Consider the following 21,639-nt stretch of genomic DNA (forward strand, 5'->3'; position numbering starts at 1 on the left):
AGTTTGCCTTTTTATTTACTAAATCGACTGATCTGCTCTAAGGCTTGCTGCAGATAGGTGAAATTCGGTTGTTGACCTTTCAACTGGCGATTGGTCTTGTCCATAAATTGGTACTGGCCACCGCCACTCACTTCTAGGATGTTGTCATCGGTGATAATGGCATAACCGCTGTAGTTTGAGGAAATGATCCAGTTACGTTTCACTGCTTCACCAAGCAAATCATCACCCACAGAGTAATCTTTTACATCGTTGGTCACCCCGAGATAGTGCTTCATCAACGTCGGTACAACATCTTGGTGACTGGTGAGCGCTTCACTACTCCACTGCATTTGCGCCGCATCAACGCCAGGGCCAAAGATGGCAAACGGCACGTTGACCTGCGCATCGGTAAAGTTGCTGTTGTGCCCCCAGAAATTGAGTTTGTTGTCGTTCATCTCTTGCCCGTGGTCACCGGTAATGATCACCAAGGTATTTTCCAGATCGCCACTCTCTTTGAGTTTATCGAGCACTTTTGTTGCCATTGAATCGACGTAGCGCACACTGGTTTTGTAGCGATTGAAAAATGGCGCCGGATCCGTGTCGTTGTCTAGCTTGAGATAATTCACTGCTGTGAGCATCGGCTCGTATTTCGGCTCAAAATCTGCGGGGAAATCGTAGCCATGTGGCGCATCGTAAAACAAGAAAGAAAACGTTGGCTTCGATTTATCACGTTGATCGTACCAAGCTAACCAATCTTGAGTGAGGTCGGCATCCAGCTCAGACGGGCTGTCACCTTCAGAGCCAATACGTAAGTTTTCTACTTTGGTGAAAACCGTTTGATTGAACTCCGGTTTACGCAACTGAGCGGCAGTGAAAATACCTAATTGGTAATCCAGAGCCTGTAGACGGTCGATCAGTACCGGGCTTTGTTGGTTTGCTAAGAAGCCATGCCAGTAGGTGCCCGGAATGCCGTAGAAAAGACCAAAGATACCTGTGCGGGTCGCGTTGCCTGTCGCGATGTGATTATTGAAAACCACACCCGACTGCGCGTATTTCCACATGTTTGGCGTATTGTCTGCGTTGAAGGTATCGGCGCGCCAAGAATCCACCACCAGCAACATAATATTGAGCGGTTTCTCTACAGGTTGTGTTTGAAGTGGTGCTAATGGGTAATTCAAATCATTTTTGCGTTTAAACGCCAGTGCCTTTTGACGCTCAAGCGCCTCTTCATCCACCCAACCTTGTTTGCGCATAAATTTATCTGCTGTAGCAGGATAAAACAGCGGTAAATAGCGCTTCACCGTGGTCACCGGTTGATAGGCATGCGCTGCGGCCCAAATATGAATCGCGTTGGTGGCCAGTAGCGCGGCAAAAGTCAACAACGCAAACTTGCGGCCAAGTTTCAGCGCTCTGACGGGTGCACCATTTTCTAGCCAGCGAATTGTCCACCACTGAGCGGCCAACAACAAAGCAACACCGCCAATCACCATTAACCAAGTGATCAACGGAAAGCTAACAATTTGCCCCGACATCACGAGCTCTAGCACCACCGCATTAATATGGAATCGATACTGTGCAAACACGATGGTATCAATAAACAAAATCGCGACGCCTAACGAAGCAATCAGAGCTTGGGTACCATTACGAAATGGTTTCGGCAAAAATAAAGTGGGAATGGTCACTAAACCAATGATGGCAGCAAGCAGCGTCATCTGCCCCCAAGTACCAGCAAGAATAAAGGTAATGCCTAATGGATCCGTCGGGAACTCTGGCAGAAAGGCGAAATAACGACTGGCAATCAACATTAACACCAACGCGTTAATTAGAATAAACCATCCGTGAGCGTGCAGCTTTTGCTTAAAAGACATGTAACTAACTTCCTGAGACTTACGTCTATTTACGAGAATAGCGATTATTGCTGACTTTTGTAACCTGTCAGTAAGGCGTGAAAATCATTGTCGTGCCAGTGAATACTTCGCTTCACTCGCTCTTTGTTAAATGAGCGTTTGAGTCGATCTAAGTTCTCTTTTTTCCAAGCGTTCCCAGCTTGCGGATAGCATTTATCAAAATCGATAATCCAGATCGTTTCCTGCGCATCAATCAGAATATTGTGAATATTAAGATCGGTATGATTGACACCAACGCGATGCATTTTCGCAATTTCGACACCGATTTTTTGGTAAAGCTCCGCACTCAGTGAGTGTTTTTGCAGTATGGTCACTAAATCTTGCGCATTGGCAATGCGTTCACTCAGCAAATCCGCTTGGTAAAAAAGCCCTTTTCTCATCGCATAGGCTGCGATCGGTCTCGGGACATTGACCCCGGCTTCGCGTAATTGTTTAAGCAGATGAAATTCCGCGAAACTGCGTGTTGCAGACCAGCTTCGAAACCAATAGTGATCTTTCACCAACTTGCCGAATAGTCCACCGCGACGATAGTGACGCAATGCTGCTGTGATCTTGGGCAGTTGCACAAACCACGTGGTGCCGCGTCCGGTGGCACTTCCTACCACTTTGTTTTGTGCTTGCCAATACTGCGGGTCAAATAAAGCCAGCTCTGGCGAACTCACCCATTCGCTGTCGTAACAAATTCGACTTTGACCAAACTGCTGTTGTTCAATCATGCTTTACCACCACCAATCATGCTTTACCACCAATAGTGACTACCAACGATATAAAGCCATGTAAAACCAGCGAAGATCAACGCCACCAGCACCGCCGCAGAACCAATGTCTTTAGCTCGGCCACTGAGTTCGTGATGCTCCACCCCGATGCGATCCACCACCGCTTCCACCGCTGAATTCATTAATTCAACAATCAGCACCAGCACAACCACCGCAAGCAACGTGATACGTTCAAGCATCGATACATCAAGCCAAGTCGCTAGCACAATCGCAACGACGAGCAAAGCAAACTCCTGACGAACCGCAGCCTCATGCTTAAAGGCTGCTTTCAAGCCCTGAATCGAGTAACCTGTGGCTTTTATTATGCGCTTAATACCAGTATTGCCTGGCTTGCCTATATTGGGCTGAGTCATAGAAAGGAATGCCTTATCGTTGCCATCAATGAAAGAGGGGTATTTTACATTTATCTTGGGTATCTGCATAATTTAGCCAGATATTTTTTTGAGCAGAACTTATGCCGCTTTTTGAACAAGCCCCAAACTCCGTCTGTTTCCTCCGTTTGTCCGCCATTGGTGATGTTTGCCATGCGGTCGCCGCCGTTCAAGCGTTGCAACGCCATTGGCCTTCCACCAAGGTGACCTGGGTGATTGGCAAAGTAGAAGCGCAACTACTACAAGGTTTAGAAGGCGTTGAGCTGATCGTTTTTGATAAAAAACAGGGGCTCGATGGCATGAAAGCCGTTTGGCGCCAGTTGAAAGGGCGTCGTTTTGATGCGCTTGTTCATATGCAACTTGCCCTAAGAGCAAGCTTAGTCACTCTTGGCATCAAAGCCACGTATAAGGTTGGCTTTAACTTTAAACGCGCAAAAGAAGGGCAATGGCTGTTCACCAATCGCAAGATCTCCGATACCGAATCCGCGCACGTCTTAGACAGTTTCTACTCGTTTATCGAATATTTGGGTGTGCCCCGAACGTCTCCTCAATGGCAATTGCCCATCAGCGATGCTGATCATCACTTTGCCCAAGAGACCCTCGGTGACCAACCGACTCTTGTCATTTCGCCGGCAGCCAGTAAGGATGAGCGTAACTGGTTGGCAGACCGCTACGCCGCATTAGGTGATTACGCTTATGAACAAGGCTATCAAGTGGTGATTTGTGGTTCTCCCGCTGAACGCGAAAAAGCCTTGGCTGCGGATATTCTGCGCCACATGCAGCACCCTGCGCTGAGTCTAGTGGGTAAAACCAACCTCAAACAACTTACCGCACTATTAAACAAAGCTGCCGTGGTATTGGCGCCCGACTCTGGTCCCGCGCACATTGCCACGACCCAAGGCACACCCGTCATTGGCCTTTATGGACACAGTAACCCCAAGCGCACCGGACCATACAATAACCTCACCGAGGTAGTGAGCGTCTATGAGCAATTTATTGTCGAACAACACGGCAAAGCGGCTGAAACGCTGCCTTGGAGCACTCGCGTTAAAGGCGATCATATTATGCAAGCAATCTCGGTCAGCGATGTGATTCGCAGCTTTGACCACATCACGAAAAAGGAATCAGCATGTCTGAATCAATAAACAAGCCAACGCTCGCCGTGGCTCTGATTGTCAAAAATGAAGCCGCCAACTTGGATGCCTGCTTAAAAACGGTCGAGGGTTGGGTCAATGAGATCGTTATTTTGGATTCAGGCAGCAGCGATGAAACCGAAGCCGTTGCCAGACGCTACACCGACAAATTCTTTATTAACAAAGAGTGGCCGGGCTTTGGCCCACAACGCCGTCTTGCTCAGCAGTATGTTGAATCCGATTATGTGCTTTGGCTCGATGCCGATGAACGCATTACACCAGAGCTTAAAGCAAGTATTGAACAGGCTGTTGCAAGTAACAAACCTTCAACCGTCTACCAAATTTGCCGATTAAGTTGGGTGTTTGGTCGCTTTATCCGCCACTGTGGCTGGTACCCTGACCACGTGGTCCGACTGTATCCCACTCAGCTCACACAATACAATGACGCACAAGTGCATGAAAAAGTTGAAGTTTCAGAAAAGATGCACATAGTAACTCTAAAAGGGGATGCCATTCACTATACGTATAATGATTTAAGTCATTACTTGAATAAGTCCTCCTCTTATGCCCTTGCATGGTCAAAAGATCGAGCTGATCGCGGCAAGAGTTGCTCATTTGCTTCAATCATCACTCACTCTGTTGCATGCTTCATTAAAATGTACATCATAAAAGCTGGCTTTTTAGATGGAAAACAAGGGCTTTTGCTTTCACTTCTATCAACCCATTACACCTTAACCAAGTACGCTGATCTCTGGATAAGAACCAAAACTAAGTCGAGAATGCTAGCAGAACAGCAGTTCGAGAACAGGCTAATCAACAAGGTTGAAAAATAAATGCACATCTGTCACGTTAATCTTGCCTCGGGTTTTAGCGGTGGTGAAAAGCAAACTTTGGTATTGCTCGCACAACAACGGGAATTGGGTTACCAACTCACCGTGGTCGCCAATCCCGTAAGCTCATTTTTCAAACAAGCTGAAGCGCTGGGGTGCAATATGATTGCAGCCAAAAGCATGTGGCATGCACACAAGAAAGCCGTAACACAACATTGTGATGTCATGCATGCTCATGAAGGCAAAGCCATCTACTGGGCTTTTTTACAAAATTTGTGCTTTCGTGTTCCTTATATCATTACACGACGTATTGATAACCCGCTTAAGCGCAAGTGGCTATCTGAAAAAGCCTATCAACACGCAGCTCACGTCGTCGGTGTAAGCAAAGCGGTTATCGAAGAAGTCCTCAAACGCCATCCAAAAGCAAACTGCAGTTTTATTCCAGACTCTCCAGCGCGTTACCCAACGAACTTAAACAATGTCCAAAAAATTCGAGCGCAATATCACGACAAATTTTTGGTTATCAAAGCAGCCAAACACCTAAAACACAAAGGTTTTGATGTCGCGATCAATGCTGCTCGGCTCTTGCAATCGCACAGTGATTCTATTCACTTTGTGTTACTCGGTTCCGGCCCTGAGGAACAAGCACTCAAGGCACTGGCTGCGGATCTCAATAATCTCTCTTTTGCTGGAAATCAGGCCGACATGGGCGATTGGTATGCTGCCGCAAATCTTTTGATTCATACCTCTTACACTGAAGGGATGGGATCCGTGATTCTAGAAGCGATGGCGGCCGGATTGCCTGTCATCGGTTCGAAAGCGGGTGGAATTCCCGATGTGATTAAGAATGAGGAGTCTGGTCTGCTATTTGATGTGGGTAGTTCGGAACAACTGGCATCTAGCATTCTCAGAATCTTCAATGATTCCGCTCTAAGAACACGATTGATCGAAGGTGCAAATCGTCATTTAAACCAGTTTGAGGTTGCTACAACAGCCATTAGCTATCAAAACCTCTACTGCATCTATAGCGAGAAATAAACAATGGAAGTAATTTACCCAGGAACCTTTGACCCCATTACCAACGGCCATCTCGATTTGATCGAGCGTGCAGCAAAAATGTTTGATAGCGTCATCATCGCAGTCGCAGCCAGTCCAAGTAAAAACACCATGTTTACCTTGGAAGAGCGCGTCAACTTTGCCCGTCAAGTCACTCAACATCTCCCCAATGTGGCCAGCATGGGGTTTAGCGGCTTACTTGTCGACTTCGCTGCGGAGATTAAAGCAGACATTTTAATTCGCGGCCTACGTACCACGGTCGATTTCGAATACGAATTTGGCTTGACCAACATGTACCGCCGCTTGCTACCTGGGCTTGAAAGCGTTTTTCTCACCCCTTCTGAAGAATATGCCTTTATCTCCTCGACCATTGTGCGCGAAGTGGCTATTCATGGCGGGGATGTGAGCCAATTTGTTCCGCCGATTGTTGCGCAGGCACTCCATCAAAAGAAGAAAATATAACGCCCAAAACTTTCCGCTGAACGAGTCGCTCAGCGGAAGATCGTTAAGGTTGAGTCACTTGATAGCGCAAGTAAGCATTCATTAACTGGCGATACTCCTTCGCCCATTCAGGGTTTGAGTTAACCGCCGTTTCCGTCTTGGTTAACCAACCTTCTCCCCACGGATATAACACTTCTGGTTGAGCGCTACTATACGCCCCTTGATCTGTGATCACTCGTGACGTGTTGAAACCGATATTACTCACACCTTGCGTTGAGAGCATATTTTCCCCACCAAGGGAGACATACTGCTGCGCGGATAAACTCAAATGGTAGAGCGTAGGGAAAATATCGCGATGAGAACCAATTCGACTTGGATCATATTGATGTTCCACATGCTGTAGGATGCTTTCAGGCACATAGAGATAGAACGGCACTCCAAAGGTCAAACCAAACTCCGCCTCTTCATCGACGGCGAGGTAACGCACGCGATGATCGCCAGAGGCCGCAATGACGGTTTTCTCAGCCAATGGGGATTGCTTCACACCATGGACAAATTGACCTAGAGAATCGTTCGCATATTGGTACGCTTGCAACAAGCCTTCCGCTTCTTCTTCCATCGGCCCCAGTAGAGTTTTTAATCGCTCACTTGGTTTAACAGGCTTAGCCTGATAATCACCCGGGGCGCGAAATGGCGAGTGGTTGGTCACTGTCATGATGTAAATCAGCGTTGGTTGCGTGGCTTCATCAAGGACTTTGCGAGCAAACTTGAAGGTAAACGCATCGGGCACGCCCCAAGTATCGGCATGTTTAGCGGCATCAGGAAAGGCGTTTTTAATGCTGTTTTCATCGTAGACCTGATCAAAGCCTTGCACCGGCAAATAGTTGGACAAGTTGCGCCACATCCCATTGCCACCATAGACAAACACCACACGATAGCCCGCCTGCTTGTATGGCAATACCGCAGAAGAAGCTAGCGGTTTTTTCTGTGCACTGGAATGGCTGATCGTTGGTACATCGCTATGCATTAGCATCATCACAATGCTATCAATGGTCGCCGACGTGCCGGCCATAAAACGCTTGAAAACAAAGTCTTGCTCAAATCCTTCACGTAATGAACCTAACAAATCGTTACTCTGAGCATCGTCTTCAATCAAGACGTTGTTGCCCATTCCCTCCATCAAAGCCATAACGACATGCGGAGGATTGTCCGCGAGATAGGTGTTCTCTGGTGTGGCAAATAAAGGCTGTGGCTGACCAAGTACTTTTATCATTTGCGCTTCCACCTCTTGGGCAGAAATGGGCTCAAATTTCGATTGCTTTTTATAGTCACTTTTTGCCCAATCGAGCGCCATAAAGGCGTTGGGGGTAATAATATTTAGAAGCCTATTTTCTGAAACGTTCGCGTGATAGCGTTTGAGTGGCAGCGTACCAACCGACCCTCTTGCTATCACAACATACAGCAAAATTGTAACCACGATCGTTACTGCAGCCACACTCCAATGAAGCGCTTTAAACCGCCATTGTTGTGAACATCCAACCAACCATTGGCTGCACTTTCTCGCCAACCATGCCACGGCAAGCGAAGCAAAGAAGGAACGCAAGATCGGGTAATCATCCCAAGCATTTTCTAAGACCGCCTCGGTATCATCATCGAACAAGCCAAACGCGAACACATCAATATAGTTGCCGTAGGTGACGTAGTAGTAATAATTACCGATGGAAAAGGCCGTGAGTAAAAAGAAAATCACGAACGCATAATTGGGCACAGATCGCTGCCAAAGCGAAAAGCCTCGTGGAAAAGAGGCCAGTATCAACCCAACTAAAAATAGCGGCGCGAAAGCAATCGCAATGATTTTGGCATCAAAACGCGCACCCACCCAAAATGCTCGCAACAGATCATCGCCTAAACCAGCAAGCTCCGAAACATCGGCCGCAAACAGCAAAAAAAGACCACGGGACACCGTGAGCAGCAGCAGAGCCACTACGATTAACGAAAATATAATGCGAATTGTTTTGTACGCATTCTGCTGAAAATTCATTGAATCAAAACCTGTGGGTATCAATGCGAAAAGGCGCACATCTTAACATAGTGGCCAATCAACCCTTTAGCTGCCGATGCCAAAGCAGTGATCAAACACACGAACGATTTTTGAAGAGGAGGTTAATGCTGGCATCGTGGGCAGAAGAAGGTGTTTCTCTGGGCAATTTTCAGCTCTTGAATCGCTTCGCCGCATTCTGGGCATGGCTCTCCGGCTTTTCCATACACTTGCAATTCTTGGGCAAAATACCCCGGCTTACCATCGGCTTGGGAAAAGTCTTTCAGAGTCGTGCCACCTTGCTCAATCGCCGTTTGCAAGGTTTGCTTGATGTGACTCACCAAGCGTTGCCATTCCTCGGCACTGAGTGACATCGTCGCTCTGCTCGGAAGGATGCGTGAACGAAACAAAGATTCGCTGGCATAAATGTTCCCCACGCCCACAACGATTTTGTTGTCCATAATAAACTGCTTCACCGCCACACGTTTACCTTGCGCTTTTTCAAGCATGTATGCTCCATCAAAAGCATCCGTTAGTGGCTCTGGGCCAATATTACCCAACACCGAGTGATCTTCATTTGGCGCTGCGTAAAGCCAAGCACCAAAGCGACGTGGATCGTTGTAACGCAACACTTTACCATTAGAGAGCTTGAGATCGACGTGATCGTGTTTGCCTGCCGGGAAGTCAGCGTCCAACACGCGCAATGAACCAGACATGCCTAAATGGACAATCGCACTGCCAACATCGGTTTCGATGATCAGATACTTAGCTCGGCGTCCAATGTGACGAATCACTTGCCCTTGCAGCTTTTTTAGCTCACTTGGAATGACCCAACGCAGCTTAGGCGTGCGAAAAATCAGTGATTGGATGGTTTGATTGAGCAAATGCGGCGTGATGCCCATTCGGCTCACTTCCACTTCTGGTAATTCAGGCATGGTGGCTCCAAGGTCAAGAGACTCATCTCTAGTAGGGAAACAAGTAATCAGGGGAAACCGATATGGCAATCCAGTAATCCTGCCAGTTTTGGAATACCCAAAAATCCGCCAGACGATAAAAAGTCACTCTTTGTGGCTCTTCCTGATCTTGGTACCACACTTCGATGGTTTCTGGTTTGATCAACTGGGAGGCTAATGTCTTCATCGTGGCTTCGTCGAGACGAGTACCAATCAAGGTTTGCCATCTTTCTCCCCACTCTTGTGGAGAAATAGTGATCTCACGCTCTACGCTCCAAGCACCGTTATTCCACTCTAAAGCATTACCTGCAAGCTGGATAGAGAGCAGCTGAGCATTGGGGTTGAGTAGAGAAGGATAGCCATTGGTACTTTCAATCTGAGTCGTGCTCTGATCGTCAAGCAAATAGGTTTTGATCAACGTCGGGGCATTGATGATCACAATAAAGAAGGTGATGCCAGCGATGAGGATATTATTCCATTTCCGGCGACGCTTTGGTGAAACCCGCATATTCTCAATCCAGACTGATAACTGTGCAAAGTATACCAACCAAGGGAACTGCGAGGGTTCTAGGTTCTAGGTTCTAGGTTCTAGGTTCTAGGTTCTAGGTTCTAGGTTCTAGGTTCTAGGTTCTAGGTTCTAGGTTCTAGGTTCTAGGTTCTAGGTTCTAGGTTCTAGGTTCTAGGTTCTAGGTTCTAGGTTCTAGGTTCTAGGTTCTAGGTTCTAGGTTCTAGGAGGAGCTTAAAAGAACAACAATAAAAAACCCAGCTCGAAAGCTGGGTTTTCTACAATCTTCAAAGAGACTCAATCAATTACTTGATTTTCGCTTCTTTGTACACAACGTGCTGGCGTACTACTGGATCAAATTTTTTGATCTCGAACTTGCCTGGCATGTTGCGCTTATTTTTGTCAGTTGTGTAGAAGTGACCAGTATTTGCAGTAGATACTAGACGAATTTTCTCACGAATGCCTTTCTTAGCCATTGCTAATTCCTCTTATTAAACGGTTTCGCCGCGTGCACGCATATCAGCTAGAACAACATCGATGCCTTTCTTATCGATGATGCGCATGCCTTTTGCAGTCAGGCGTAGTTTAACAAAACGTTTTTCGCTCTCTACCCAGAAACGATGAGTTTGTAGGTTCGGCAGAAAACGACGCTTAGTAGCATTTCGTGCGTGTGAGCGGTTGTTACCAACTGCAGGACGCTTACCAGTTACTTGGCATACTCGGGACATGAATGTCTTCTCCAAATCGTTTCAGCTCGATATCAACCTTGGTGGCCGAACCTCATCAATTAGAGGTCAAATACCATTATGGAAAATCCATACAAGGCTATCAAAGGTCGCGCATTATACTAACTTGCCATGCATTGCTCAAGACCCGAACAGATCCTTTTTACAGGTTTTCGTGATCTTTTTTTAGACAGCACGTTTTCAAGCAGTCCAAGCTGAATGTAAATTAAAATATTTGAGTGGCGAGGATTGTAGCAGAAACTCACTTATGAACAACAAAAAGTTTGCCTGTCAAGAGCGATGATTTTTGCGCTTCATATCCAACCTCTTTCCGCGAATGAAACCACCTCGCCATCGCCGACAACAAAGTGGTCCAACACCCGAATATCCACTAGGCCCAATGCGTCACTCAAACGGCGTGTAATACGCCTATCCGCTTGGCTTGGCTCTGCTACGCCTGAGGGGTGATTGTGTGCCAAAATCAGGGCAGCGGCGTTATGGTGTAGTGCTCGTTTGACCACTTCTCGCGGGTAAACCGAAGCAGCATCAATGGTACCTTCAAACATCACTTCATCTTTAATGACACGGTTTTGATTATCCAAAAACAAAATATAAAACGCTTCACGATGGCGATCGCGCAATATTGAAGAAAGATAGAGCTTAGTATGCTGAGGGCTGGTGAGCGCATCACCACGTTGCAATGTTTCCGCCAAATAGCGTTGCGTCATCTCCAAAACGGCTTGTAATTGAACGTACTTTGCCTGCCCCAATCCTTTGTGACGACAAAAACTCTGTTCATCGGCAGAAAAGAGTTTTCTCAGCGAACCAAAGTCTCGCAACAAAAAATCGGCAAGTTCAATCACGTTCATTCCTTGTGTGCCTGTTCGCAAAAAGATCGCAAGTAACTCCGCATCAGACAAAGACTGAGGGCCTCGCTGAAGCAGTTTTTCTCTTGGCATCGATTCACTGGGCAGATTTTTTAGGCTCATCATCTTTCTCTGTTTTTTTAGATGTGCCTATTGCAACGAGAAAACCAGCAAAGTCTAGTGTGACGATGCTGGTTCGCTATTCATGCAGCAAGAGAATGTAACCAAGCGTTTTATCAGAGCTTAAAATGACCGACCAAGTCATGCATCTCTTGGCCAGATACATTTAAGCGTGAACTAATGGCTTCCGACTCTTGTAAGTTGTGATTGATCTCATTAACGATTTGCTGAATGGTGACAAGGTTTTGGTTGATATCCTCAGCGACCGCGCTCTGTTGTTCAGCGGCGGATGCCGTTTGAATGCCCATATCACGGATCATTTCCACCGCCGACTGGATACCAGCAAGTGACTCTTTGATTTGTACTGACTCAAGCGCCGTTTGCTCACCACGCTCTTGGCTGGCAGACATAGTGGTGACCGCTCTGGCCACACCGTTTTGCAACTGCTTGAGCATATCACCAATTTCTAAGGTGCTGTTTTGTGTTCGACTCGCCAGTGAACGAACTTCATCAGCTACCACGGCAAACCCGCGACCTTGTTCTCCCGCACGCGCAGCTTCAATGGCGGCATTCAGTGCCAGTAAGTTCGTTTGCTCGGCAATTTCGCCTATCACTTGCAACACTTTGGTGATTTGAACGGTCTGTTGGCTAAGCTGAGAAATCGCGTCTGAGGTGATGTTCACTTCGTCGACCAATTTACCAATCCCTTCTATCGCGTGATTCACTTCGACTTGCGCTTCTGAGATCTGCGCATTGGCAGAATCAATCGCTTGTGCCGTGGCATGGGTATTGTTGGCGACTTCTCTCGCGGTAGCACTCATTTCCGTCACAGCAGTCACTACTTTATCCGTCTCCAAACAGTGCGTTTGCATTTGGTTACTGGCAAACGAGGCTTGCTGAACCAGCCCAGTGGCCGCGCTTTGCACCGTTTGTGCCGAACTGCGAATATCGACCATCAATGGATGCAACTTGTCCATAAACTGGTTGAACGCTTTTGCCACTTCCCCCACTTCATCTTGGCTGTCCACACTCAAGCGAGCGGTCAAATCGCCACCGCCTGCTGCCACATCTTGCAACGAGGACGCGATATGCTGCAGAGGTAAAATCGCTCGGGAAACCATCACGCCAATCACACCGCAAGCAATCAATAGACCCACCAGCGTGAATCCAATCGCCGATAAGGTATGCTCATTCAAACTGGCAATACTTTGTACACGATGCTCTGCCACTTGCATGTCGATATCATCGATGTAGATCCCCGTACCAAGTACCCAGTCCCATTTTGGCAGATATTCCGCATAACCCAGTTTAGGCGCTTGTGCATTGATAGTCGGTTTGTGCCATGAGAAATACAGGAAGCCATCGCCTTTGTGTGAAGCATCAATCAGCCCTGCTATCACCGCAACACCATTGTCATCTTTCATGCCGTATAGATTTTTACCTTCCAACTCCGGCTTGATCGCGTGCAGCGTGTTGACGCCTTTAGAATCATAAGCAAAGAAGTAACCATCACTCTCAAAGCGCATTGCTTTCAAAATCTGTTTGGCTTGTTGTTGATTATTGCCATTCACATCTGTGTCATACAGCGGCTTAATGGCGGTAACCCCCATCATTAGATACGCTTTTAACTCTGTTTTGCGTGTTTCTATCAGTTCGTTTCGATACTCACTCAACTCTACTTCTAGACTTTTGAGGCTATTGAAGTAAAAAACCGCCGTCACCATGGCGGTCAGCAGCACTAAAGGGATGATAGTAAGCAGTAATAATTTGTTCCGACTCTTCATGACAAGTTCCGTCGCTATCCATATGATTGTTTTAATTTTTAAGAGATGTATCGCCAGCATTATCTGGTATCTGCACCAATAATGTCCGTGAGCGACATTCTCTTTTTCTGATCGATTTGTCATATTTGTCTCAAATCAGAGAGGTCGGATCTTACTTCTCGTTCAATTTGACGACATCGTCACACCAGCGATCCGAATGCTCAATCGCCTATCTTTCAATCACCTGAGCAAATAATTTGTGTTAGGATCGGCAACAATTATTTTGGAGAGTAATCAAATGCAAACATTGGCAGGAAAGAAGATTCTACTGGGTATCAGTGGTGGTATTGCGGCCTACAAATGTGCAGACCTCACCCGCCGTCTCAAAGAAAGAGGCGCAGAGGTGCAAGTCGTCATGACCAAAGCCGCAAAAGAATTTATTACCCCGCTCACGATGCAGGCAGTCTCTGGCCGACCAGTCTCAGATAGTTTACTCGATCCAGCCGCCGAAGCCTCAATGGGCCACATCGAGCTGGCGAAGTGGGCCGACCTTATCTTACTTGCCCCTGCTACTGCGGATCTGATTGCGCGTATGGCCGCCGGCATGGGCAACGACCTACTGACTACCTTAGTGTTGGCCACTGACGCCCCAGTTGCGGTCTCTCCAGCGATGAATCAACAGATGTATCGCAACGTCGCGACCCAAGAGAACATTGCGACTCTGAGCCGACGCGGTATGGAAATCTGGGGCCCAGCGGCTGGCGAACAAGCGTGTGGTGATGTGGGCCCAGGCCGTATGTTAGAGCCGATGCAATTGGTTGCGCTGTGCGAACAATTCTTCCAGCCAAAACCGTTACAAGACAAATCGATTTTGATCACTGCGGGTCCAACTCGTGAAGCCATTGACCCTGTGCGCTACATTACAAACCACAGCTCAGGCAAAATGGGTTACGCGCTGGCTCAAGCAGCGATGCAGTTGGGTGCGAATGTAACACTTATCAGCGGCCCGGTTTCTCTGCCAACCCCCGTCAATGTCAATCGTATCAACGTCGACAGTGCTCAAGAAATGTATGACGCCGTGATGGCTCAGGCCTCTGATCACGATATCTTCATCAGTTGCGCGGCTGTGGCAGATTACCGCCCAGCCACGATTGCTGAGCAAAAACTGAAGAAAACTGACGACAGTGATGAGATGACCATCACTATGGTGAAGAATCCCGATATCGTCGCGTCGGTCTCCGCCATGACAGAAAATCGTCCTTTTACGGTCGGGTTTGCGGCAGAAACCAACGACGTTGAAGTGTACGCTCGCCGTAAACTGGAAAAGAAAAAGCTCGATCTGCTCTGCGCGAACGACGTTTCCGTGGAAGGGCAAGGCTTCAACAGCAGCGACAATGCGATTACGCTTTACTGGCCACAGGGAGAGAAAGCGCTGCCACTCAACAGCAAAGCGGCATTAAGTATGGAGATCTTGAAACAGATCCAAACCTTGATAGGTCAGTAATCGACATATCGCCCTCCGTTATTGACTAGGTTATTTGTACAGCTTTTTGCTTAACAGTATCACAAAACCTGATCGATACCTGATGTCTTGAACTGGGCATGCTGATATAATCGCTGACGAAAAAACGTCTATTCAAAAGGAAGTTAATCAATGGCAGGCAGTAAAAAATCAAACCGCCGTGAAGAGATCCTCCAAGCTCTTGCTCATATGTTGGAGTCTGCGGAAGGGGCATCGCGTATTACTACCGCGAAGTTGGCACAACAAGTAGGCGTGTCAGAAGCGGCACTTTATCGCCACTTTCCAAGCAAAGCGCGTATGTTTGAAGGTTTGATTGAGTTTATTGAAGAAGCCTTGATGTCGCGTATCAACCGTATCTTAGATGAAGAGAAAGACACGCTGGAACGTATTCGTTTGGTACTGCAACTGCTGCTCGCCTTTGCTGAGCGCAACCCAGGCTTGACGCGTATTATGTCTGGCCATGCGCTGATGTTTGAAAATGAACGACTACGCGATCGCATTAACCAACTGTTTGAACGCATCGAAACTCAACTGCGTCAGATTCTACGCGAGCGCAAATTGCGTGAGGGGAAATCCTTCCCTGTCGAAGAAAAGATCCTCGCTGCCCAGTTACTAGGCCAAGTAGAAGGCAGTTTGAATCGTTTCGTCCGTTCCGACTTTAAATACCAACCAACTGAAAATTTTGAGGAATACTGGGCATTGCTCAGTGCACAGATTAAATAATTTATGACAACTGCAACAAAACCTGCGTTTTCAATTTCGCTGCTTCACCCTAAATACTGGCCAGTTTGGCTAGGCTTTGGCTTACTTGCCATCCTTGTCACCATCCTGCCGTACAAATTGCAACTTTGGTTGGGTCGTAGCCTTGGCCACTTTGCAATGCGCTTCGCCAAAAGCCGCGTGCATGTCGCGCGTCGCAACTTGGAACTAGCCTTTCCAGAAATGGGCCAGCAAGAGCGCGAGGCCATTGTGCTTGAAAACTTCAAAAACACCGGCTTAGCATTGTTTGAAACAGGCATCGCGTGGTTTTGGCCAGATTGGCGCATCAAACGTCATGTTGTTTTTGGTGACACCCGAGAACTGATGGAACTGGATGCCAATAAAAAAGGGGTGTTAGTGGTGTGTACGCACTCACTTAACCTTGAGATAACCGCGCGTGCCTTTTCATTGTTTGCGCCCGGTTATGGCGTGTATCGCCCACATGACAACCCCGCTTACGACTTTATTCAAACTTGGGGCCGCACTCGTTGTGGCAACCAAATGGTGGATCGTAAAGACGTCAAAGGCATGTTGAAAATTCTACGCGGCGGTGATCGCTTGTGGTATTTGCCTGACCATGATTATGGCAACAACCACGCAGTATTTGTTCCCTTCTTTGCCGTACCCGATGCGTGTACAACGGCAGGAACAGGTGTATTAGTGGATGCGAGTAAGTGTGCGGTGATCACCGCGTCTAGTTTCCGCAAAGGCGAAACCTATACGCTGGAAATCGACCCGGATATCAGCGACCAATTCCCACGTAAAGACGCGGTTGGCGCGGCAACGGTGATGAACCAAGCGATTGAGAAAGTGATTTTGCGTGGATTAGATCAATGGATGTGGCTGCACAAACGCTTTAAGAGCATGGCTGACCCAAGCCAACCACGCGGCATTCGTTATAAATAGTTAGGTGTTAGGTTGCTAGGGACTAGGGACTAGGGACTAGGGACTAGGGACTAGAAGCCTAGATAACTAGATAACTAGATAACTAGATTCTAGGAGCTGCTTTTCCTAGAATCTAGCCCCTGCCTTTACTTAGATCCCGTATTGGGCGCGATACGCTTTCACCGCATCAAGATGCTCGGCTGCATCGCCTTTCTCTTCCAAGAACGTGATCAAATCCGACAGGCTAACGATAGAAATCACTGCACAAGCGAAATCACGTTCAACTTCCTGAATCGCCGACAGCTCACCCTTACCTTTTTCTTGGCGGTCAATCGCCACCAATACGCCAGCCAGATCGGCACCATTGGCTTGGATGATTTCCATCGATTCGCGAATCGCTGTGCCCGCGGTGATCACATCGTCCACCAGCATAATGCGCCCTTCTAGCGCAGAGCCAACCAAGTTACCGCCTTCGCCGTGATCTTTGGCTTCTTTGCGATTGAAGCAGTAAGGCGTGTCGATATCGTGGTGATCCGCCAGCGCAACGGCCGTCGTAGTCGCGATTGGGATACCTTTGTACGCAGGGCCAAAGAGTACGTCGAACTCAATGCCAGAATCCGCTAACGCCGCCGCATAAAAACGACCAAGGCGTGCCAAGTCACGACCTGTATTGAAAAGACCAGCGTTAAAGAAATATGGGCTTTTACGGCCAGATTTCAACGTAAACTCGCCAAACTTAAGGACTTGTTTCTCTAGTGCAAACTCAATAAATTCACGCTGGTATGCTTTCATGAATACTCTCTCGATGTTTAATGGGTTAATAGGTGCTAGGTCTAGGGTCTAGGGTCTAGGGTCTAGGGTCTAGGGTCTAGGGTCTAGGGTCTAGGGTCTAGCAACAAACAAAAAAATAGCCCCCAAATGGGAGCTATCTAAATCAATTGGCTAACGCCGCCTTCTGCGCGGCGACGATCTCGCTAATGCCCTTTTTGGCCGACTCTAGCAGAGCCAGCAATTGTTCATGGCTAAACGGTTCGCCTTCTGCAGTGCCTTGGATTTCGATCATCTTGCCTTCTTCCGTCATCACTACGTTCATGTCGGTATCAGCCGCCGAATCTTCCACGTATTCCAAATCGCACAGGACATCTTCACCCAAAATGCCGACCGAAACCGCAGCCACATGGCCTTTCATTGGGTTTGCTTTTAGCTTGCCACTGTCAACAAGGTGCTGAAATGCATCCGCCATCGCCACGCTAGCACCACTGATTGACGCGGTGCGCGTACCGCCATCGGCTTGGATCACATCACAGTCAACGGTGATCATAAACTCACCCATCGCTTCCAAATCCACGACTGCGCGCAGGCTACGTGCGATCAAACGTTGAATTTCCATGGTACGACCGCCTTGCTTACCATTGGCCGCTTCACGACGAGTACGTGAATGAGTTGCGCGTGGCAGCATGCCATATTCCGCCGTCACCCAGCCTTTACCTTGGCCTTTTAGCCAACGAGGCACCGATTCTTCCACGGTCGCATTACACAGCACCTTGGTATTACCAAACTCAACCAGCACGGAGCCTTCCGCATAAGCCGTGTAGTTACGAGTAATTTTAATTGGGCGCACTTGGTCTGCCGCGCGATCATTTGGACGCATGGATGAATACCTTTTCTGGGGATCGATTTGATTGGGGGTGAAGTATAGCGGAAACCACCGCAAGGCACTAGGGAAAGGCTCACGGTTTTTAGCTCACAGTTTTAGCAACAATGCTTCACGCCTAGCCGCAACGCCATTCTGTGCTACTATTGCCAAGCGTTATTTTCAAAGATGATAAAACAGGAAAATTCGATGATTTACAGCATGACCGCATACGCGCGCAAAGAGATCAAAGCCGATTGGGGCAGCGCGGTATGGGAAATCCGCAGTGTTAACCAACGCTACCTAGAAACCTACTTCCGCATGCCAGAGCAGTTCCGCGGTCTAGAACCCGTTCTGCGCGAGCGTTTTCGCCAACGCCTTGCTCGCGGCAAAGTCGAGTGCAGCCTAAGATTTGAAGCCAATCCAGCGGCGCGCAGCGAACTGACGATCAATGAGACCTTAGCGAGCCAAGTGATTGGTGCCGCAAAGCAAATCATGCAGCTCACCGGTGAAGATAGCCGCATCAACCCATTCCAAGTGATGCAGTGGCCTGGTGTGATGGAAACGCCAGAGCAAGATATGGACGCCATTAATCAGCAATTGTTGGCCGCTTTTGACCAAGCACTTAACGAATTTATCGAAGCGCGTGGCCGTGAAGGCGACAACATGAAAGCCTTGATTGAGCAGCGCCTAGCAGCCATCACCGCGGAAGTAGTGAAAGTACGCGCCCGCATGCCAGAGATCATTGAGTGGCAGCGTGAGCGTCTGTTCTCGAAATTTGAAGAAGCCAAGGTGGAACTGGACGCTTCTCGCGTAGAGCAAGAGCTGATCATTTTGGCACAGAAATCGGATGTGGCAGAAGAGCTGGATCGCCTCGATTCTCACGTTAAAGAGACCACCAATATTTTGAAAAAAGGCGGCGCCGTTGGCCGTCGTTTGGACTTCATGATGCAAGAGTTCAACCGTGAATCCAACACGCTCGCGTCCAAATCGATCGCCACTGACATCACCGCTTCAGGTGTAGAGCTTAAGGTGTTGATTGAACAAATGCGCGAGCAGATCCAAAATATCGAATAGATTCTCTAGGGTAGAAAGCTATACGTCCTAGAATGTCATAAAAGCCCTGTATTACTTTGTGAAGAGCCTGGTAAATACAGGGCTTTTTATTTTCTCCATCCAAATCGGTTTGAAGGAATATGTCTGCTAACCGACTACCATTTGCTTGATTACAATTCGTTGATCGTGAAACGGAATGTGTCCGTTTGTAGAGGTTGAATCTGCAAAGCCAATAAATAGGTTCAAAGTGTAACATGGCCGTTTAACTCTACCGAGGTCAGAGCGTCAAAACCTTCGAACTCTGCTCAGTCCAGTTTGCGCCATCTCTTGTTCTGAGAGAAGGATACAAAAATCCTCTGCGCATCTTTTCCCTGTTGCGATATAGTTGCCAACCCGCACCATCTATTGATCACTTGTATTTATTCAACCATGTTTATTCGCAATACGCTCACATCCTTCTTTTTCCTGTTCGTGGTGGCACTAAGCAGCAAATTTCTTGCACTCATGACTTTTGCACAATTGCCTACCGAATTACTTTCAGCACAAGGTACCGAAGCGCTGTTTTTTGGGCTCCGCTTTGACGCTACGATAGCAACCATGCTGACGGTGCCGATTTTTTTACTCACTATCCCGTTTCTTTTCATTCATCGCGATAGTCAGTTTCTAATAAAAGGGCTGATGAGCTTAGGCGTACTGTGGATCGTGACGACAACATTTTCCGATGCGATTTACGCTAAAGATGCCAGTAAACATGTCACGTTTGAGCTTTTTACCGCGCAAGGCGTAGAAGGGGCATTGCTAGTCACCGCCTTTAAAAGCTACTGGGGAACCATCGCGATAGGTTCTTTCTGGCTGGTGATTTGCCAATACCTACTATGGAAAAAAATCTCCCTTGACCATTCTGCGCGTCATCCTTGGTATCTCAATGGCATTTTTGGCCTTATTTGGCTGGTGGTGAGTATCACCATCATCCGCGGAGGCTGGGGCGATGCACCGCAAACCCCAATGCGTGCTTACAACATCGGTAACAGTGAGCAAGCCTTCGTCGCTTGGAGTGCGCCTTATAGCATCACCTATTACTTAGCCAACGGCGATCGTGCCGCCATTGCTAAAATCACCAAAGATCCATCCGCAGCGCAGTTGGCTCAGTGGCAAGCGGCCCTAGCACACAGCCGCCCAGCACAACTGACATCACTCAAGCCAGCCAACGTGGTGATGATATTACTGGAAAGCTGGCCCGCATACGATATGCAAAGCTACTCTGGCGTAGTCAATACGACGCCCTTCTTTGACGAACTTCGCCAGCGTACTCTAACCACCGACTCCAGCTACGCTGATGGTTATCGCACCGTGCAAGGGATGTTTGCCACTTTCTGTTCATACCCAAACCCGACTGATGGCATCATTTCCACCAGCCAGCTGCAAAATGCTAACTATGTTTGCTTACCGCACATTTTGCGCAAGCAGGGATGGCAAACCACCTTTATCCAAGGCAGTGCCAAGGGAAAAGTCGGTTCCTTTGCTCAAACGCTGGGCTTTGCCGAATCTTTCGGTAAGCACGACTACCCCTTTGAAGCCGTGCACAATGAATGGGGGTATATGGACGGCGACATCTATCGCTATTCAATGCAACAGATAGAGCGTTTGAGCCAGTCGTCTCAGCCCTTTTTTATCACCATCAATACGGGCACGACTCACGGCTCCTATCTCCCTGAAGAACAATATGCTTTTGGACGCGACACACCGATTAATGAACGACGCAGTGTCATGAAGCATGCCGACGATGCTTTGCGACAATTTATACCTCAACTTGATGCCAAGCTGGCTCAGTTGGACAAGCCGACGCTGGTGGTACTCGTGGCCGATCACACCGCCAAAACGGTTAAAGGTGGCTTTGTTAAAAATGCGATCCCACTAGCGATGTATGCGAGTGACCACTCACTGCCCATCAAAGTCCTGCCGATCAGCGCATCACAACGCGATGTGGGTGCAACCATTTTGGATTGGCTTGGTGGCTACGCGCCTTGGTTTACGGGTCACTCATTGCTCGATGAGCAATACTCTGGCCGTGCGAGTTTTGCCTTTGGTACTGGGTTCTTTTGGCTAGCCAAAGATCATGGTATTGCCATCAATGTCAAAACCGGGGAACTGGCTCAATGCTTCGAGATTGGCGATGACCGCGTGACCAAACAAGTGATCGCATGTGAAGCAACGGCTTGGGCTGAAACACTCTACCAAGAAGCCAGCTACTACAACGCCATTTCACAACATTTACTGTTTAAAGGACGCACTACCGACTATCGCCCGCTTCCTTAATGCCA

General features: G+C 48.0%; 21 protein-coding genes. 9 read left to right on the forward strand and 12 right to left on the reverse strand.

Features of this window, described 5'->3' with window-relative positions; translation table 11 throughout:
• Positions 1 to 11: 11 nt before the first annotated feature.
• Genes FC652_RS15855 through FC652_RS15865 form a run of 3 tightly spaced genes read right to left on the reverse strand, consistent with a single transcriptional unit; the run spans position 12 to position 3,015 of the window.
• Complete coding sequence (locus FC652_RS15855; protein ID WP_176299359.1) at positions 12 to 1,847, reverse strand: DUF3413 domain-containing protein; 1,836 nt, start codon at positions 1,845 to 1,847, stop codon at positions 12 to 14.
• A gap of 44 nt (positions 1,848 to 1,891) precedes the next feature.
• Positions 1,892 to 2,602: a 3-deoxy-D-manno-octulosonic acid kinase gene (locus FC652_RS15860; RefSeq protein WP_176299360.1), complete on the reverse strand. Its 711-nt coding sequence runs from the start codon at positions 2,600 to 2,602 to the stop codon at positions 1,892 to 1,894.
• Between the two features lie 23 nt (positions 2,603 to 2,625).
• Positions 2,626 to 3,015 carry a diacylglycerol kinase gene (locus FC652_RS15865; RefSeq protein ID WP_013572545.1) on the reverse strand — a complete coding sequence of 130 codons (390 nt, stop codon included), beginning with the start codon at positions 3,013 to 3,015 and terminating at the stop codon, positions 2,626 to 2,628.
• A 101-nt stretch (positions 3,016 to 3,116) separates the two neighbouring features.
• On the opposite strand from FC652_RS15865, the gene FC652_RS15870 reads away from it, so the two are divergent.
• The 4 genes from FC652_RS15870 to coaD are packed head-to-tail and all read left to right on the forward strand — an operon-like array spanning position 3,117 to position 6,514.
• A complete protein-coding gene (locus tag FC652_RS15870) occupies positions 3,117 to 4,178 on the forward strand; it encodes a glycosyltransferase family 9 protein (RefSeq protein WP_176299361.1) in 1,062 nt (353 codons plus the stop codon).
• Positions 4,163 to 4,999, forward strand: coding sequence for a glycosyltransferase family 2 protein (locus FC652_RS15875; RefSeq protein WP_176299362.1), 837 nt, complete (start codon positions 4,163 to 4,165; stop codon positions 4,997 to 4,999). Before FC652_RS15870 ends, FC652_RS15875 begins: the two co-directional genes overlap by 16 nt.
• On the forward strand, positions 5,000 to 6,034 hold the full coding sequence (locus tag FC652_RS15880) for a glycosyltransferase family 4 protein (RefSeq protein ID WP_176299363.1): 1,035 nt from the start codon (positions 5,000 to 5,002) through the stop codon (positions 6,032 to 6,034). It begins immediately after the preceding gene.
• A 3-nt stretch (positions 6,035 to 6,037) separates the two neighbouring features.
• The gene (gene coaD, locus FC652_RS15885; RefSeq protein WP_176299364.1) at positions 6,038 to 6,514 is read left to right on the forward strand and encodes a pantetheine-phosphate adenylyltransferase; all 477 of its coding nucleotides are present in this window, start codon (positions 6,038 to 6,040) and stop codon (positions 6,512 to 6,514) included.
• Between the two features lie 43 nt (positions 6,515 to 6,557).
• Here the strand turns inward: coaD and FC652_RS15890 are convergent, their stop codons facing one another.
• The 7 genes from FC652_RS15890 to FC652_RS15920 form a co-directional block, all read right to left on the reverse strand.
• Positions 6,558 to 8,534, reverse strand: a complete 1,977-nt coding sequence (locus tag FC652_RS15890) for an LTA synthase family protein (protein WP_176299365.1) — start codon at positions 8,532 to 8,534, stop codon at positions 6,558 to 6,560.
• Between the two features lie 122 nt (positions 8,535 to 8,656).
• Positions 8,657 to 9,466: a bifunctional DNA-formamidopyrimidine glycosylase/DNA-(apurinic or apyrimidinic site) lyase gene (mutM, locus tag FC652_RS15895; protein WP_176299366.1), complete on the reverse strand. Its 810-nt coding sequence runs from the start codon at positions 9,464 to 9,466 to the stop codon at positions 8,657 to 8,659.
• 28 nt (positions 9,467 to 9,494) lie between these two features.
• Entirely contained in the window at positions 9,495 to 9,992 is a 498-nt protein-coding gene (locus FC652_RS15900; protein ID WP_176299367.1) for a hypothetical protein, read from the reverse strand.
• Positions 9,993 to 10,294: 302 nt separating this feature from the next.
• Positions 10,295 to 10,465 (reverse strand): 50S ribosomal protein L33, encoded by a 171-nt coding sequence (gene rpmG, locus FC652_RS15905; RefSeq protein WP_011078893.1) that lies wholly within the window; start codon positions 10,463 to 10,465, stop codon positions 10,295 to 10,297.
• A 15-nt stretch (positions 10,466 to 10,480) separates the two neighbouring features.
• Positions 10,481 to 10,717, reverse strand: coding sequence for a 50S ribosomal protein L28 (rpmB, locus tag FC652_RS15910; protein ID WP_176299368.1), 237 nt, complete (start codon positions 10,715 to 10,717; stop codon positions 10,481 to 10,483).
• Between the two features lie 311 nt (positions 10,718 to 11,028).
• Positions 11,029 to 11,703: a DNA repair protein RadC gene (radC, locus tag FC652_RS15915; protein WP_176299369.1), complete on the reverse strand. Its 675-nt coding sequence runs from the start codon at positions 11,701 to 11,703 to the stop codon at positions 11,029 to 11,031.
• A gap of 113 nt (positions 11,704 to 11,816) precedes the next feature.
• Positions 11,817 to 13,484 (reverse strand): methyl-accepting chemotaxis protein, encoded by a 1,668-nt coding sequence (locus FC652_RS15920; RefSeq protein WP_176299370.1) that lies wholly within the window; start codon positions 13,482 to 13,484, stop codon positions 11,817 to 11,819.
• Positions 13,485 to 13,761: 277 nt separating this feature from the next.
• On the opposite strand from FC652_RS15920, the gene coaBC reads away from it, so the two are divergent.
• From coaBC to FC652_RS15935, 3 genes are all read left to right on the forward strand, one after another.
• Positions 13,762 to 14,967 carry a bifunctional phosphopantothenoylcysteine decarboxylase/phosphopantothenate--cysteine ligase CoaBC gene (gene coaBC / locus FC652_RS15925; RefSeq protein ID WP_176299371.1) on the forward strand — a complete coding sequence of 402 codons (1,206 nt, stop codon included), beginning with the start codon at positions 13,762 to 13,764 and terminating at the stop codon, positions 14,965 to 14,967.
• Between the two features lie 150 nt (positions 14,968 to 15,117).
• A complete protein-coding gene (slmA, locus tag FC652_RS15930; protein ID WP_011078898.1) occupies positions 15,118 to 15,708 on the forward strand; it encodes a nucleoid occlusion factor SlmA in 591 nt (196 codons plus the stop codon).
• Between the two features lie 3 nt (positions 15,709 to 15,711).
• A complete protein-coding gene (locus FC652_RS15935) occupies positions 15,712 to 16,650 on the forward strand; it encodes a Kdo(2)-lipid IV(A) acyltransferase (protein ID WP_176299372.1) in 939 nt (312 codons plus the stop codon).
• A 129-nt stretch (positions 16,651 to 16,779) separates the two neighbouring features.
• Here FC652_RS15935 and pyrE read toward each other — a convergent pair whose 3' ends face one another.
• Both pyrE and rph read right to left on the reverse strand, forming a co-directional pair.
• Complete coding sequence (gene pyrE / locus FC652_RS15940) at positions 16,780 to 17,421, reverse strand: orotate phosphoribosyltransferase (RefSeq protein ID WP_011078900.1); 642 nt, start codon at positions 17,419 to 17,421, stop codon at positions 16,780 to 16,782.
• Positions 17,422 to 17,563: 142 nt separating this feature from the next.
• On the reverse strand, positions 17,564 to 18,280 hold the full coding sequence (gene rph, locus FC652_RS15945; RefSeq protein ID WP_011078901.1) for a ribonuclease PH: 717 nt from the start codon (positions 18,278 to 18,280) through the stop codon (positions 17,564 to 17,566).
• Positions 18,281 to 18,472: 192 nt separating this feature from the next.
• Here rph and FC652_RS15950 point away from each other — a divergent pair, with 192 nt between their 5' ends.
• Positions 18,473 to 19,339 (forward strand): YicC/YloC family endoribonuclease, encoded by an 867-nt coding sequence (locus FC652_RS15950; protein WP_017420469.1) that lies wholly within the window; start codon positions 18,473 to 18,475, stop codon positions 19,337 to 19,339.
• 408 nt (positions 19,340 to 19,747) lie between these two features.
• Positions 19,748 to 21,634, forward strand: a complete 1,887-nt coding sequence (locus FC652_RS15955) for an LTA synthase family protein (RefSeq protein ID WP_176299373.1) — start codon at positions 19,748 to 19,750, stop codon at positions 21,632 to 21,634.
• The last annotated feature ends 5 nt before the right edge of the window (positions 21,635 to 21,639 follow it).

Origin of the sequence: Vibrio sp. 05-20-BW147 (assembly GCF_013369385.1) — a bacterium.
Taxonomy (GTDB): Bacteria; Pseudomonadota; Gammaproteobacteria; order Enterobacterales; family Vibrionaceae; genus Vibrio; species Vibrio floridensis.